This window comes from Bradyrhizobium sp. SEMIA (assembly GCF_014844175.1).
In the GTDB taxonomy this organism is placed as follows: domain Bacteria; phylum Pseudomonadota; class Alphaproteobacteria; order Rhizobiales; family Xanthobacteraceae; genus Bradyrhizobium; species Bradyrhizobium arachidis.
Map to the genome: position 1 here is coordinate 114,489 of NZ_CP046601.1, position 13,882 is coordinate 128,370.

Here is a 13,882-nt window from a genome sequence, read left to right on the forward strand (position 1 = left end):
GATTGGCTTATGCGATTGCCTTGGAGGTTTTCCGCGCTTCGCGGCGGAGATAGGCCGCGAGGATGCCGAGCGCCGCCGGCGTCATGCCGTCGATCCGGCCGGCCTGGCCGACCGTGAACGGGCGGGCTTTCTCCAGCTTGGCGCGGACCTCATTGGAGAGACCCGGGACCAGCTTGTAGTCGACATCCGAGAGCACCATGCCCTCGTCCCGCCGGAAGGCCTCGACGTCGGCGCTCTGGCGCTCGAGGTAGACGTCATACTTGGCGTCGATCTCAAGATGGGTGGCGATGACGGGATCGATCGCGGACAGCTCGGGCCAGATCGATCGGACCTGGCTCCAGCCGATCTCCGGATAGGCCATCAGCTCGAAGGCCGAACGGCGCTGGCCGTCCCGGTTTAGGGACAGTCCATGCTTGATCGCCTCGTTCGGAGTGATCGTGAGCGACTTCGAGAGGGTCCGGGCGGCGTTCAGAGCGTCCATCTTGGCGCGGTGATGCTGGGTCCGGGCACTCCCGACGCAGCCGAGAGCGATCCCCTTTTCGGTCAGGCGCTGGTCGGCATTGTCAGCCCGCAGCGTCAACCGGTATTCGGCGCGCGACGTGAACATCCGATAGGGCTCGGTGATCCCGCGGGTGACGAGGTCGTCGATCATCACCCCGAGATAGCCGTCGGCGCGGTCGAACACGGTCAGCGCCGCACCACTGGCGGCGAGCGCGGCGTTCAGGCCGGCCACGATGCCCTGCCCGGCGGCTTCCTCGTATCCAGTAGTGCCGTTGATCTGCCCGGCCAGGAACAGGCCACGCAGACGCTTGGTCTGGAGGGTCGGATCGAGCTCGCGGGGATCGATATGGTCGTATTCGATGGCATAGCCCGGCCGGACCATCTTGACCCGCTCGAGGCCGGGGATGCTGGCGAGGATCGCGAGCTGGACCTCCTCCGGCAGCGAGGTCGAGATGCCGTTGGGATAAACTGTGCTGTCGTCGAGCCCTTCCGGCTCCAGGAAGATCTGGTGGCCGTCGCGGTCACCGAAGCGGACGATCTTGTCCTCGATCGAGGGGCAATAGCGCGGGCCGGAGCTCTTGATCTGGCCGGAGTACATCGGGGAACGATGGACGTTCGCCCGGATCACCTCATGGGTCGCGGCCGTGGTCCGGGTGATGCCGCACTGGATCTGCGGGGTCGTGATCCGCTCCGTCATCACCGAGAACGGCTCCGGCGGCTCATCTCCCGGCTGCATCTCGACCGCAGACCAGTCGATCGTGGTGCCGTCCAGGCGCGGCGGGGTGCCGGTCTTGAGCCGTCCCAGGGTGAAGCCGGCGCGTTCAAAGGAGGTCGAAAGACCCATCGCAGGGGCCTCACCGACTCGACCGGCTGGCCAGTTCTTCTCACCGAGATGGATCAGACCGCGCAGGAAGGTGCCGGTCGTGACCACAACAGCCCCTGCCCGAAGCTCCCGGCCATCTGCCAGGCGCAGCCCAGTCACCCGGCCGTCGACCACGATCAGCTCGTCGGCCTCACCTTCGATGACCGAAAGACCCACGGTCTCCCGGATCGCGGCCTGCATCGCGGCGGCGTAGAGCTTCCGATCCGCCTGGGCCCGAGGACCACGCACAGCGGGACCCTTCCGGCGGTTGAGGACGCGAAACTGGATACCACCGGCGTCGCCGACGCGGCCCATCAGGCCGTCGAGCGCATCGACTTCACGGACGAGATGGCCTTTGCCGAGACCGCCAATGGCGGGATTGCAGGACATCGCGCCGACGGTGGCGAAACGGTGCGTCACCAGGGCGGTCGTTGCGCCCAGCCGTGCAGACGCAGCCGCGGCCTCACAGCCGGCGTGGCCGCCGCCAATCACGATGACGTCGAAGCTCTCTCGCTCTGTTCGCATGGGCCGACTTCTAGCTCAGAGGTGTGAAAGCCGGAAGTAGAAACTGGGTGCGCGGGTGTTTCACGTGAAACGGACGGCGGGGGCGAATGCGTTGTGGTGAAAACAACCCCATGCACAGTAGGCGGGCGCTGAGCGGACTGCTGTTTCACGTGAAACAAGCTGGTCCGACGGCGCGACAGGGTGGCGACAGAGCTAACACCGCGACACCGGGGCGCAGGCGTAGGAGAGCGAGGTTGACACTACGCCCGTCATGACGAGCGTTGCGAAGCAATCCAGAATGCCACCGCGGAAGCAGCCAGGATTGCTTCATCGCAAGAGCTCCTCGCAATGACGGAGATCGAGGCAAACTCGTCAGCCCCAGCACGCACCGTTCCCGCAGCGAAATCGATCGGCGCGTTGGAACCCATGCCCTCTCGGACGCGAACTCTAGTCGCGTTTCACGCAAAACCTGGTCGAGCCAGCCGGCGCGTTGTTTCACGTGAAACACAAGTAATGGAAGAAGCACTAGTTCTAGAATGAAGAACTAGCTCTACTTTCCAATGCAGAATTTCTGGAAAATAGCCCCGAGGACGTCCTCGACGTCCACCCGGCCCAAAAGCCGTCCCAGGGCATAGGCAGCGGAACGAAGCTCTTCAGCGGCGAGCTCCTCGCCCTCTTCTACAAGCTCCAGACTCCGGCGCAAGCTATCTCGCGCCTGGCCCAGCAGCTCGCGCTGGCGCGCCCGGGTCACCAACGCGCCCTCGCTGGTACCGAAAAACTCGGCGGCGAATTTTATGAGCGCGTCGACCATGGCCGGGATGCCATCCCCCCGGCTTGCCGAAATGGCGAACTCTCCCGACGACCGGGGTTCGAACCCGAGATCAATCTTGTTGCGCACGATCCAGACCGGGCCGCCTGACTGATGATCGTCTCCGGATTTCCGAAGCGACCGCATCGCGTCCGGATCGACGACTTGCTCAGCCTCCACCAACCACAGCACGAGGTCGGCGTCTTCGGCCCGCGCCCGCGCCCGGCGGACGCCCTCCTGCTCGACCGGATCACTGGTCTCGCGAATGCCGGCGGTGTCGATGACCGTGACCGGATAGCCGTCGAGGTCGAGCTGCACCTCGATCACGTCTCGTGTCGTGCCGGCATGCGGCGAGACGATCGCGACCTCGCGGCGCGCGAGCTGGTTCATCAGCGTCGACTTGCCGACATTCGGCTCGCCGGCGATCGCAACCACGATGCCGTCGCGCAGGCGTTCAGAATGTCCCTGTGCCGCAAGGACTTTTGCAATCTCATCATGCAGCGCCCCGATCGCGTGCACCGCCGGCGCCATCAGCGCGGCCGGCACATCACCCTCGTCGGAAAAATCGATGCCGGCCTCGATCAGCGCCGACGCCTCGATGATCCGCTCGCGCCAGTCGCGCGCACGATTGCCGAGCAGGCCTTCAAGCTGACGTAGCGCCTGGCGCCGCTGACGGTCGGTGTCGGCATGAATGAGGTCGTCGAGGCCTTCGGCCTCGGTGAGATCGAGCTTGCCGTTCTCGAACGCGCGGCGCGTGAACTCACCCGGCTCGGCCGTGCGCGAACTCGGAATTAACGAAATAGCGGCGAAGAGCGCAGCCAGCACTGCTCGTCCGCCATGGACATGGAATTCGGCGACGTCCTCGCCGGTCGCGCTGCCTGGCCCCGGGAACCAGAGCACGACCGCGTCGTCGATCGGCTCGCCCGCGCCATCTCGCAGCAGTCGCCGGCTGGCTTGCCTCGGCGCCGGCAGCCTGCCCGCGAGCGCCGTCAGGACCGCGCTAGCTTGCGGACCCGAGACGCGCACCACCGCGATCGCACTCGGTGCACGGCCGGACGACAGCGCAAAGATGGTCTGGTCTCGCGGATGCATGGCCTATTTGTCCGGCTGGCGGGGAAAAGGCAAACGCAGCTTTCCAAGCAGCCTCAGTCGCCAGTTTTGCTGCGGTTCCGCGCGCAACAAAATCGATATTGCAATGCAGCAAAACACACCGCCTTTACTGTAATACCTTACTCCCGCGCACGACTCATCGGCGATAAAAGTCAAGCATTCTGATTGTATATCAACAAGTTACTAAACCCGATAGTTTCGATCGTACTCACCAGCCATGCTGCACTTTTTGCGCAGCAAGACCGCACAAACAAAAAGGGCGCCCAAAGGCGCCCTCTGATCTTTTGCTGCACTGCACTCAGGTGTTCATGGAGTCGAAGAACTCCGAATTGCTCTTGGTTGAGCGCAGCTTGTCGAGCAGGAAGTCGATCGCGTCCATCGTGCCCATCGGATTGAGGATGCGGCGGAGGACGTACATCTTCTTGAGCACCTGCGGATCGGTGATGAGCTCCTCCTTGCGGGTGCCGGAGCGCGAGATGTCGATCGCCGGGAAGGTGCGCTTGTCCGAGACCTTGCGGTCCAGGATCAGTTCCGAGTTACCGGTGCCCTTGAACTCTTCGAAGATGACTTCGTCCATGCGGCTGCCGGTATCGACCAGCGCGGTCGCAATGATGGTCAGCGAGCCGCCCTCCTCGATGTTGCGGGCGGCACCGAAGAAGCGCTTCGGACGCTGCAGCGCGTTGGCGTCGACGCCGCCGGTCAGCACCTTGCCGGATGACGGCACCACGGTGTTGTAGGCACGGCCGAGGCGCGTGATCGAATCGAGCAGGATCACGACGTCGCGGCCATGCTCGACCAGGCGCTTTGCTTTCTCGATCACCATCTCGGCGACCTGGACGTGACGCACCGCCGGCTCGTCGAAGGTCGACGACACGACCTCGCCCTTCACCGAACGCTGCATGTCCGTGACTTCTTCCGGACGCTCGTCGATCAAGAGCACGATCAGATAGCATTCGGGATGATTGTGCGTGATCGAGTGCGCGATGTTCTGCATCAGCACGGTTTTACCGGTGCGCGGCGGCGCCACGATCAGTGCGCGCTGGCCCTTGCCGATTGGGGCCACGATGTCGATCACACGTGCAGACAGGTCTTTCCGCGTCGGATCGTCGATCTCCATGCGGAAACGCTGATTCGGAAACAGCGGGGTGAGATTATCGAAATTGACCTTGTGCTTGGCCTTTTCCGGGTCCTCGAAATTGAGCGTGTTGACCTTCAGCAACGCGAAGTAGCGCTCGCCCTCTTTCGGGCTGCGGATGTGGCCTTCGATGGTGTCGCCCGTGCGCAGGCCGAAACGGCGGATCTGCGAGGGCGAAACGTAGATGTCGTCAGGGCCCGGAAGATAATTCGCGTCGGGCGAACGGAGGAAGCCGAAGCCGTCGGAAAGAACCTCGACGACGCCTTCGCCGACGATATCGGTCTCGGCGAGCGAAAGCTGCTTGAGGATGGCGAAGAGCAGCTCCTGCTTGCGCATGGTGCTGGCGTTCTCGACCCCATTCTCTTCCGCGAACGAGACGAGCTCGGCCGGCGTCTTCGACTTGAGGTCCTGGAGTTTAATTTCCCGCATTGGGGTGGTCCTGTGGGGTAACCTGGGGAGAGGGGGTGCGAGGAGGCTCTGAAATGCGGACGTGAGAAGGTAAGGTCCGCAGGTCTGGCAAGGAGAGTGCCGGTGAGGCTTCAAACCTGATGCGGTGTCCGGCCTCTGGAAAGCTCAGACACAACCACATCCGCCTGCGTTGGGTGGGATGGCGATAATATAGAAAATCGCTTTCGGCTCTGCAAGACGAAGCGCTGAGCGAAACGTCGCGCGGGCTGCCTAGAACGGCTTCACGATTACCATGATGACGATGACAATCATCAGGACGGTCGGCACCTCATTGATAATTCGATAGAATTTCTGGCTGCGCGGGCGCCGGTCGGCAGCGAAGTCCTTCACCCAGCGGGAAAAAAAGCCGTGGACCGCGGACATCGCCAGCACCAGTGCCAGTTTTACGTGCAGCCAGCCGAAGGTGAACCAGTGGCCGGACCAGGCCAGATAGAGGCCGGCGAGCCAGGTCACCATCATGGCGGGATTGATGATCGCCTTGAGCAGCCGGCGTTCCATGATCTTGAACGTCTCGGACTGCTTCGAGCCGATCTCGGCCTCGCAGTGATAGACGAACAGCCGCGGCAGATAGAGCATGCCCGCCATCCAGGAGATGACGGCGATCACATGCAGCGCCTTGATCCAGAGATAGACGTCTTCGAACATGCTCTGCGCCCGGATTCCCGCCCAGCCTAGGGAAGGCTGGGGATAGTAAGAACTCGTTAAGGTCTTCCCCTGCACACATATCCGTCCGTAGCGCCTTCCTCAAATCTAGAATCTTAGATTCTTAAAGGTTTGAGTCTGAGTGACCGTGGATTGGACTCACGCAACGCCGTCCGCCGGTTCGCGCGCGCTTGTTCACATCCATCAACATATCCCGGCAAGCTCCGGCGACTTCCGATAAGTCGCCCAGCTTCAAAGGCTTGCACGCTTCCGTCGGCAGCTTATCAAGGGAGTTGTCCGCGCAATCCCGTTTTCCTGCCGCGAGGGCGCCGGACTTGTTCTGATGGGCAGCGGTGTGAAGAAAATTGGCACTTGTCCCGCCCCTGGTGTCGCGCATCCCTTTCCGAGCGGTTAAGCTCCACAGAAATCCACAAACCGCCCCAACGAAATTCAAAGGGTTTTTGTGCCGACCTCGAACAATTATTTCCATCTGCATCTCGTTTCCGACTCGACCGGTGAGACGCTGATCACCGTGGCGCGCGCCGTCGCCGCCCAATACGCCAACGTGACCCCGGTCGAGCATGTCTATCCGCTGGTGCGCAGCCAGAAGCAGCTCGACCGCGTGCTCGACGAGATCGAGGAGGCGCCGGGGATCGTGCTGTTCACGCTGCTCGAGAAGGACCTCGTCTCGAGGCTCGAGGACAAGTGCAAGGGGATCAATGTTCCTAGCCTGTCGATCATCGGCCCGGTGATGCAGCTGTTCGAAGCTTATCTCGGTGCTGCGACGACGGGCCGCGTCGGCGCCCAGCACGTCCTGAATGCGGAATATTTCAAGCGCATCGACGCGCTGAACTACACGATGATTCATGACGACGGCCAGCATGTCGAAGGCCTCGACGATGCCGACGTGGTGCTGGTCGGCGTGTCCCGCACCTCGAAGACGCCGACGTCGATTTACCTCGCCAATCGCGGCATCCGCACCGCCAACGTGCCGCTGGTTCCCGGCATCCCGGTGCCCGAGCAATTGGAGAAGCTGACACGGCCGCTGGTCGTCAGCCTGCACGCAACGCCGGAACGCCTGATCCAGATCCGTCAGAACCGCCTGCTCTCACTCGGCGCCGACTCCGGCAGCGACACCTACACCGACAGACAGTCGGTCACCGAGGAGGTCGCGTTTGCGCGCAAGCTCAGCGCCAAGCATGATTGGCCGCTGCTGGACGTCACGCGCCGCTCGATCGAGGAAACCGCGGCGGCGATCATGAAGCTCTACAGCGATCGTCAGCGCAACCGGCCGTCGGAATAATGGCTCTCTGGCGCGGCAAAACTCCGTTGATTCTGGCCTCGCAAAGCAGCGCGCGAAAGTTGCTGCTGGCCAATGCCGGGCTCGAGTTCAAGGCCCTCACCGCTGACATCGACGAGCGCGGCATACAGGCTGCGTCAAAACTTTCCAGCCCGCGCGAGATCGGCCTGCTGCTGGCGCGCGAGAAGGCGAAGGCGGTCTCGGCTCATCATCCGGGAAGCTACGTGATCGGCGCCGACCAGACGCTGGCGCTTGGCGATCGCCTCTTCAACAAGCCCGCCGGCCGCGCCCAGGCGCTGGCGCAACTGCGCGATCTCGCCGGCAACAGCCATGAGCTGAATTCCGCCGTGGCCGTAGCGCATGACGGCAAGATCGTCTTTGAGGATGTCTCGGTCGCCCGCATGACCATGCGGTCGATGACCGATGCTGAACTGTCCGCCTATCTCGACGCCGCCGGCGAGGTGGTCACAACCAGCGTCGGCGCCTATCAGCTCGAAGGCCTGGGCGTGCACCTGTTCGAGCGCATCGAGGGTGACCATTTCACCATTCTCGGCCTGCCGCTGTTGCCGCTGCTTGCGTTCCTGCGGCGCGAACGGCTAGTTGCGGTGTGAGTGAACAGGAATGGCTCGGCGCTGATGCGTATCCTCGGACTGACCGGCTCGATCGGGATGGGCAAATCCACCACCGCAAAATTGTTCGCGGAGGCCGGCGTGCCCGTCTACGACGCCGATGCCGCCGTCCACCAGCTCTATGAAGGTGAGGCTGCTCCCGCGATCGAGGCCGCCTTCCCCGGCACCACCGTGAACGGCAAGGTCGACCGGCCCAAACTGTCCGCGCGCGTCGTGCACGATCCCGCCGCGATCAAGCAGCTCGAGCAGATCGTTCATCCGATGCTCGGCGCCTCCCGGCAAAAATTCTTTGCCGATGCCGAAGCGGCCAAGGCGCCGGTCGTGGTTCTCGATATCCCGCTGCTGTTCGAGACCGGCGGCGAAAAACGTGTCGATGCCGTGGTCGTGGTCTCGACCTCGCCGGAACTTCAGCGCGAGCGGGTGCTGGCGCGCGGCACGATGGACGAGGCCAAGCTCGACGCCATCATCGCCAAGCAGACACCCGACGCCGAAAAGCGCAGGCGCGCCGATTTCGTGGTGGATACGTCACACGGACTTGAACCCGTGCGGGCGCAAATCGCGCACATCCTGGCCGAGGTCGTTAAGATGCCGCAGCGGCGGACCTGATTCGTCGACCCACCCGGCTTCCTCAAGATCATGCGCGAAATCGTTCTCGACACCGAAACCACCGGCCTTGATCCGCTCCGCGGCGATCGCCTGGTCGAAATCGGCTGCGTCGAGATTTTCAACCGCATGCCGACGGGACAGACGTATCACGTCTATATCAATCCCGAGCGGGACATGCCGGCGGAAGCCTTTGCGGTACACGGGCTGTCGGCCGAATTCCTGTCGACCAAGCCGCTGTTCCACGAGGTGGTCGACGCGTTTCTGGAGTTCATCGGCGATGCGCCGCTGGTGATCCACAACGCCTCGTTCGACATCAGCTTCATCAATGCCGAGCTCGACCGCATCAAGCGTGTGGCGATCCCGCGCGAGCGGCTGGTCGATACGCTGCTGCTGGCGCGACGCAAGCATCCCGGCGTGTCGAACCGGCTCGACGATCTCTGCTCGCGCTATTCGATCGACAACTCGCACCGCACCAAGCACGGCGCGCTGCTCGACGCCGAGCTTCTGGCCGAAGTCTATGTCGATCTGGTCGGGGCACGGCAGTCGCAGCTGCTGCTGGCGTCGGACGCCGAGGAGATTCGCGTCGGCACAACCGGCGATGCGCCGCGGCGGCAGCGGCTGGTGCCGCTTGCGCCGCGGGTTTCAGACGCCGAGCGCGAGGCGCACAAGGCCTTCATCGCAACCCTCGGCGAGAAGGCGATCTGGAACGAGTACCTCGCCGCTCCAGCCGCCGTCGCTGCCGGTTAGGCTCGCCGATCAGGCTTGCTGATCAGGCTTGGCCGGGCTGACCGCCCTGGGCGGCCATTTGCCGCTCCATGTTCTGGCGGTAGAGGCCGACGAAATCGACCGGGTCCAGCATCAGGGGCGGGAAGCCGCCGTCGCGCACGGCGGTCGCGATGATCTCGCGTGCGAACGGGAACAGCAGGCGCGGGCACTCGATCATGACCAGCGGATGCAGGTTCTCCTTCGGCACGTTGGCGACGCGGAACACGCCGGCATAGGCGAGCTCGAACGAGAACATGATCTTGCCCGCGGTCTCGGCCTTGCCGTCGACCGACAGCGTCACCTCGAATTCGGTTTCGCTGAGATTGTTGGCGCTGACATTGATCTGGATGTTGATCTGGGGCGGCTGGCTCTGCTGCTGGAGCGAGCTGGGCGCGTTCGGATTTTCGAACGACAGGTCCTTGGTATACTGCGCCAGCACGTTGAGCTGGGGAGCCTGGGCCGCCTCGGGAGGGGTGCCGTTACCGTTGGTCATGAAAGTCTCTCCTTACCCGATTGGGGCTGAATTTCGCGGCGGTTGGCTAACATAGGGCCGCCTCGTTCCACAAGGACGAACGGTGCCGGATGAGGTATCCGGGGCCGCGCCCACAACTGTGACGCTCGGCCCGGCCTTTTGGCGAAATTACGCCTTAAATGATTGAAGATGCGCGATTTCCGGGCACGATCGGGTTTCCCCTTAAGGATAAAACGCGCTACACTCGCGGCTGTGCCAAAAGGCGCCATTGGCCGGGCAAGATTCCGTGCCTACATCCCACGGACCTGACGTGGACCTAAAATGGTGATGTAGACTTGCCGTTCCCGTATGGAACGGTCTACTGGCCGGATTGATTTTCCCGGCAACGATCCCGAAGACCCTTCTCGATAAGACCAGAAAGCGAATACGACGTGGACATCTACACCATCATCTTCCTGGCGCTGGCGGTCTTTATCTTCCTGAGGCTGCGCAGCGTGCTGGGGCAGCGCACGGGCAACGAGCGGCCGCCGCCGTTCGACCGCAACGCGCTTCAGGGCGCCCAGGACAAGAACGTCGTGACCATGCCGGGCAAGGTGATCGACCAGGCCCCGCTGGCGCCGGCGACCGAGCCGGCCCCGCCCTCCGATCGCTGGAAGGGCCTCGCCGAGCCGGGCACCCCGCTCGCCCAGGGGCTCGACGCCATCGTCGAGAAGGATTCCACCTTCGACCCGCGCCATTTCATCTCGGGCGCGCGCGGCGCCTACGAGATGATCGTGCTGGCCTTTGCCAATGGCGACCGCCGCGCGCTGCGCGACCTGTTGTCGTCGGAGGTCTATGAGAGCTTCGACGCCGCGATCAAGGAGCGCGAGAAGAACGAGCAGAAGACCGAGACGCGCTTCGTCTCGATCGACAAGGCCGAGCTCGTCGGCGCCGAGCTGCGCGACCGTACCGCCCAGCTCACCGTGCGCTTCGTCTCGCAGATGATCTCGGCGACCCGCGACAAGACCGGCACCATCGTCGACGGCAGCGCCGACACGGTGGCCGACATCACCGACATCTGGACTTTCGCCCGCGACACCACCTCTCGCGATCCGAACTGGAAGCTGGTTGGCACCGGAAGCGCGAATTAAGACCCTTCTGAAGAATAGCGCGACGGCGCTCTGCGCAGGTGTCGTCGCGCTATCGTCGTTTTCGCTCGGCGCCGAGGCGGCCCGCCGCCACTATCGCAGTCATCACCATCATCTCCCGGAATTGGCTGCCCACCCTCCGCGGGCCTTGCCCTATCCGCAGCTTCCCTTGCCATTCGAGATATCAGGCGCGCAATACCTGCCGCTGGCCTGGGCCGACGTGAAGGGCTGGAGCGAGGACGACCATCTCGCCGCCTACAAGACCTTTCGCGCGAGCTGCAAGTCTATCAATGCACAGTCGGGTGCGGCTGAGCCGAAAGCGCTCGGCGCCTCGCTGAACGAGCCCTGCCGCGCCGCCAAATCGCTCGACCTCAGCGACGACGCGAAAGCAAAAGCCTTCTTCGAGCAGAATTTCGCGCCGCTGCGCATCTCCCGCCTTGGCGAGCCCGACGGTTTCGTCACCGGCTATTACGAGCCGGTGCTGGAGGGATCGCGCACGCAGACTGACGTCTTCAACGTGCCGGTCTATCGCCGCCCGTCAAACCTGTTCGTGCGCGGCTACAAGCAGGATTCGGTGAGCTTGCCCAACAAGGGGCCGGTGTACCGCAAGATCGGCCGCCGCAAGCTCGTGCCCTATTACGATCGCGGTGAGATCGAGGACGGCAAGATCGCCGGCCGCGGGCTCGAGATCGCCTGGCTGAAGGATCCGACCGATCTCTTGTTCGCCCAGATCCAGGGCTCGGCGCGGATCAAGTTCGACGACGGCGGCACCGTCCGGCTCAACTACGACGCCTATAACGGCTATCCCTACACCGCCGTCGGTCGCATCCTGATCGAGCGCGGCATCATTCCGAAGGAAGAGATGTCGATGCAGAAGATCAGGGAGTGGATGGCGCAGAACCCTGACGGCGCCAAGGAGCTGCGGCGCCAGAACCGTTCCTACATCTTCTTCCGCGAGGTCAATCTCTCCGACAAGGACGAGGCGGTCGGCGCGCAAGGCATTCCGCTCACCGCCGGCCGCTCGATCGCGGTCGACAAGTCGCTGCATGTCTACGGCACGCCGTTCTTTATCGAGGGCGAGCTGCCGATCGATTCCGAACGGTCCAAGACACCGTTCCATCGGTTGATGATCGCGCAGGACACCGGCTCGGCCATCATCGGCCCTGCGCGCGCCGATCTCTACTTTGGTGCCGGCCAGGAGGCCGGTCGCGTTTCCGGGCGGCTCCGCCATCCCATGCACTTTGTCATGCTGGTGCCGAAGGGCATCGATCCCGCGGCGCGGGCCGCCCGGCTGCCGGTGCCGGATCCCAGGCCGTCGGAGAAGATCGCAAGGCTGTTTCCGCAAACCGACAAGGCGGAGGAGCAGGCATTCCAGCCGAAATGATGAAACTCATCGCCCTTGTCACCGCGGCCGGTTGCGGCTGCGCCCGCGCCGCGCGTGGCAAAACCGGCGATGCCGCCGCTGGCGCCGCTCGGCAAGCGCGAGCGCACAAAACTGTCGCGTGGCCGCAGCGAGATCGAGGCGCGGCTCGACCTGCACGGCATGACCCAGATGCGCGCCCATCGTGCCCTCACCGGATTCCTGCACCGCGCCCATCATGACGGCCTGACCTTCGTGCTCGTCATCACCGGCAAGGGCCGCAGCGGCGGCGAAAGCGGCGTGCTGCGACGGCAAGTGCCGGAGTGGCTGAGCCTGCCGGAATTCCGCGCCTTCGTCGTCGGCTTCGAGGAGGCCGCAATCGGCCACGGCGGCGAGGGTGCGCTGTATGTGCGGATCAGGCGGGCGAGATTTTAAATCCGCTAGAACGGCCGGACGATTCCGACGCGCGGGATCAGGGTGAGGACCAGGCCGAAGATGTTGGTCCTCTTGTCGTCCGACGGGATCAACGCGGTTTCGCGCGCGGCGGGCAGCGTCTTCACCGCGTGCAGGATCAGGAACATGCAGACCGCCCAGTTCGACATCCAGCGCGAATAATCGAACACCATCGCGAACATGATGAGATAGGCGAGGCTGATGCCGAGCAGCGCCGCGATGACCAAGCGCCGGTGCAGCTCGTTCGCGAGCGCGGCGATCAGGTCGGCGAAATAGCGCCACAGTGGCGTGTGCAGCCAGAGCAGCAGCGCGAACACGGGCAGGCCGAGACTGTTGTGCGGCAGCCATTTCCAGGTGTCGGACACCTCCTTCGACAGCGGCTGGTACCAGATGTAGCTGAACTGGAGCAGGCTGGTGCGGGACGGATCGGCCATGCGGCTCTTCAGATAGGCCAGGAAATCCGCCTCGGGGATCGGCATCGTTCCCAGGAACTGCGCAGCGAGGAACAGCGTGCTCACGCACAGCAGCGCCACAAAACCGAATGCGATATTCGTTCTGGTGATGCCGTGCACGAGATAGTGCTTGATTCCGACGATGGTGATGATGGTCGGCACATACATCAGCAGATGGATGTGGTGGATCAGCACCAGGATGATCGCGAACAGCGTGGCTGTCGCGACGAACAGCAGCGAGCCGGCCGGCATCAGCAGCAGGATGAGCGCGAACACGCAGCCATAGATGTCGAAATGGCCGAGCGTGTGCATGAAGTTCTTCAGGAAGTACGGCGAGCCCGCGATCAGGACGAACAGCGGCAGCGTCTTATTGGAGAAGCCGAACGTCTTCTGGAAGAGCCTGAGGAACAGCCCCAGCGTCACCAGCCACGCCGCGCCTGAGATGGCGAACACGAGCCACACCGGCACCTTGTCCGTGAACAGCGCGACGATCGCCCCGATCAGCGCGCGCTTGATGAAGCCGAAATGGTAGTCGACGAGGAGGTGGATGTAGGGGACGTAAGGCGGCAGCAGGATCTTGTGAATGAACACGCCGACGATGACCGCCGCGTTGATCGCGAGCAGCACGCGCCAGGGATTTTTCTGGATGTCAGCGATCACGCCGCACCTGAGCTGGCGCGATCTATCT

The 13,882-nt window shown here is 63.5% G+C and carries 12 protein-coding genes and 1 pseudogene; 7 read left to right on the forward strand and 6 right to left on the reverse strand.

What is annotated here, in order from left to right; translation table 11 throughout:
• Positions 1 to 7: 7 nt before the first annotated feature.
• The 4 genes from mnmG to hemJ form a co-directional block, all read right to left on the reverse strand.
• Positions 8 to 1,888, reverse strand: a complete 1,881-nt coding sequence (mnmG, locus tag FOM02_RS00590; protein ID WP_027561689.1) for a tRNA uridine-5-carboxymethylaminomethyl(34) synthesis enzyme MnmG — start codon at positions 1,886 to 1,888, stop codon at positions 8 to 10.
• A 529-nt stretch (positions 1,889 to 2,417) separates the two neighbouring features.
• Positions 2,418 to 3,767: a tRNA uridine-5-carboxymethylaminomethyl(34) synthesis GTPase MnmE gene (gene mnmE / locus FOM02_RS00595; protein ID WP_265441395.1), complete on the reverse strand. Its 1,350-nt coding sequence runs from the start codon at positions 3,765 to 3,767 to the stop codon at positions 2,418 to 2,420.
• A 316-nt stretch (positions 3,768 to 4,083) separates the two neighbouring features.
• Entirely contained in the window at positions 4,084 to 5,349 is a 1,266-nt protein-coding gene (gene rho / locus FOM02_RS00600) for a transcription termination factor Rho (RefSeq protein WP_011083462.1), read from the reverse strand.
• Between the two features lie 249 nt (positions 5,350 to 5,598).
• Positions 5,599 to 6,033 carry a protoporphyrinogen oxidase HemJ gene (gene hemJ / locus FOM02_RS00605; RefSeq protein ID WP_027561687.1) on the reverse strand — a complete coding sequence of 145 codons (435 nt, stop codon included), beginning with the start codon at positions 6,031 to 6,033 and terminating at the stop codon, positions 5,599 to 5,601.
• Between the two features lie 460 nt (positions 6,034 to 6,493).
• Here hemJ and FOM02_RS00610 point away from each other — a divergent pair, with 460 nt between their 5' ends.
• Genes FOM02_RS00610 through dnaQ form a run of 4 tightly spaced genes read left to right on the forward strand, consistent with a single transcriptional unit; the run spans position 6,494 to position 9,312 of the window.
• Positions 6,494 to 7,333 carry a pyruvate, water dikinase regulatory protein gene (locus tag FOM02_RS00610; RefSeq protein WP_027561686.1) on the forward strand — a complete coding sequence of 280 codons (840 nt, stop codon included), beginning with the start codon at positions 6,494 to 6,496 and terminating at the stop codon, positions 7,331 to 7,333.
• Positions 7,333 to 7,941: a Maf family nucleotide pyrophosphatase gene (locus tag FOM02_RS00615; RefSeq protein WP_027561685.1), complete on the forward strand. Its 609-nt coding sequence runs from the start codon at positions 7,333 to 7,335 to the stop codon at positions 7,939 to 7,941. The genes FOM02_RS00610 and FOM02_RS00615 overlap by 1 nt, the downstream gene beginning before the upstream one ends.
• A gap of 24 nt (positions 7,942 to 7,965) precedes the next feature.
• Positions 7,966 to 8,565 carry a dephospho-CoA kinase gene (coaE, locus tag FOM02_RS00620; protein WP_027561684.1) on the forward strand — a complete coding sequence of 200 codons (600 nt, stop codon included), beginning with the start codon at positions 7,966 to 7,968 and terminating at the stop codon, positions 8,563 to 8,565.
• 30 nt (positions 8,566 to 8,595) lie between these two features.
• Positions 8,596 to 9,312 (forward strand): DNA polymerase III subunit epsilon, encoded by a 717-nt coding sequence (gene dnaQ / locus FOM02_RS00625; protein ID WP_027561683.1) that lies wholly within the window; start codon positions 8,596 to 8,598, stop codon positions 9,310 to 9,312.
• 22 nt (positions 9,313 to 9,334) lie between these two features.
• On the opposite strand, the gene secB is transcribed toward dnaQ, so the two are convergent.
• Entirely contained in the window at positions 9,335 to 9,823 is a 489-nt protein-coding gene (gene secB, locus FOM02_RS00630; protein ID WP_027561682.1) for a protein-export chaperone SecB, read from the reverse strand.
• Between the two features lie 410 nt (positions 9,824 to 10,233).
• Between secB and FOM02_RS00635 the strand changes: the two genes are divergently transcribed.
• The 3 genes and pseudogenes from FOM02_RS00635 to FOM02_RS00645 all read left to right on the forward strand — a co-directional run.
• Positions 10,234 to 10,932 carry a Tim44/TimA family putative adaptor protein gene (locus tag FOM02_RS00635; protein WP_027561681.1) on the forward strand — a complete coding sequence of 233 codons (699 nt, stop codon included), beginning with the start codon at positions 10,234 to 10,236 and terminating at the stop codon, positions 10,930 to 10,932.
• Positions 10,910 to 12,313: a murein transglycosylase A gene (locus tag FOM02_RS00640; protein WP_265441396.1), complete on the forward strand. Its 1,404-nt coding sequence runs from the start codon at positions 10,910 to 10,912 to the stop codon at positions 12,311 to 12,313. The genes FOM02_RS00635 and FOM02_RS00640 overlap by 23 nt, the downstream gene beginning before the upstream one ends.
• An 18-nt stretch (positions 12,314 to 12,331) precedes the next feature.
• Positions 12,332 to 12,724 (forward strand): annotated as a pseudogene (locus FOM02_RS00645) (Smr/MutS family protein); the annotation flags it as partial.
• 5 nt (positions 12,725 to 12,729) lie between these two features.
• Here FOM02_RS00645 and FOM02_RS00650 read toward each other — a convergent pair.
• The gene (locus FOM02_RS00650; RefSeq protein WP_027561678.1) at positions 12,730 to 13,854 is read right to left on the reverse strand and encodes a hypothetical protein; all 1,125 of its coding nucleotides are present in this window, start codon (positions 13,852 to 13,854) and stop codon (positions 12,730 to 12,732) included.
• Positions 13,855 to 13,882: the final 28 nt, after the last annotated feature.